Origin of the sequence: Pseudovibrio sp. POLY-S9, from assembly GCF_001431305.1 — a bacterium.
GTDB lineage: Bacteria > Pseudomonadota > Alphaproteobacteria > Rhizobiales > Stappiaceae > Pseudovibrio.
Genome location: NZ_LCWX01000203.1, coordinates 1 through 1,105 on the forward strand (window position 1 = coordinate 1; position 1,105 = coordinate 1,105).

At 59.5% G+C, this 1,105-nt stretch carries 1 protein-coding gene; it reads right to left on the minus strand.

All coding sequences use genetic code 11. The annotated features are described in order from the left end of the window. A partial coding sequence (locus PPL9_RS20690; RefSeq protein ID WP_057464464.1) for an ATP-binding cassette domain-containing protein occupies positions 1–1,105 on the minus strand: 1,105 nt, incomplete at both ends.

Consider the following 1,105-nt stretch of genomic DNA (forward strand, 5'->3'; position numbering starts at 1 on the left):
GGCACACCAGCTGGGGCGCTGATTTTTGGCAGGACTTCGTCTTTCGGGCCAAAGGCGGCCTGCTGGCCATCCTTCACAACAAGCAGCAGATCAACAGCTGAGATCGCGCTTGGACGGTGGGCAACGACAATGACAATGCTGCCGGTCTCACGCATCAGCTTGATAGCGCGGGTTAACGCAGCTTCGCCTTCTGAATCCAGATTGGAGTTCGGCTCATCGAGCACGATCAGGAACGGGCTGTCATAAAGCGCACGGGCCAGACCCACACGCTGGCGCTGTCCGGCAGAAAGCAATGCCCCGCCTTCGCCAACCTGTGTGTCATAACCGTCAGCCAGACTGGTGACCAGCTCATGCACGTTGGCAAGCTGGGCGGCTTCCAAAATCTTCTCGTCATCGCGTTCTGGCGCAAAGCGGGAGATGTTTTCGGCAATGGTGCCGTCAAACAGTTCCACATCCTGCGGCAGGTAGCCAACAGCTGTGCCCAGACGATCTTCCGACCACTGGCCCAGCTCAGCGCCATCCAGACGAACGGCACCGCGCAAGATTGGCCAAACGCCGACAAGTGCACGGACCAGACTGGTTTTGCCGGATCCGGACGGGCCGATAATGCCCATGCCATCGCCTGCTTTAAGCTCAAAGTTGACACCAGCCAGAGTGACAGCACGTGCACCGGGAGGCGCTGTTGCGATCTGCTGTACATTGAGGGCCTTGCTTGGCAGCGGCAGTTCGGTTTCTGGCGGGGTCTCATCCAGACCTTCCAGTGATTTTTCCAAACGGGTGCGGGCCTGACGGGCTGCGATGAACACGCGCCACTGGCCGACAGCCTGCTCTACAGGAGACAAAGCACGGGAGGTGATGATGGAAGCTGCGATCATAACACCAGGGGAGACTTCCTGAAGGATCGCAAGCCATGCACCCACTGCCAGAACGGCAGAACCGAGCAGAAAGCGGAAGGCTTTGATGGCAGTGGCGAACAAGGAGGCACGGTCACCTGCCTTGGTCTGGGCATCATAAAAGCGGGCGTTGGTTTCATCCCACTTGTTGGTGAGTGTGGAGCTCATGCCAAGGGCGCGCACCACTTCCGCATTGCGGCGGGGGCCGGGGG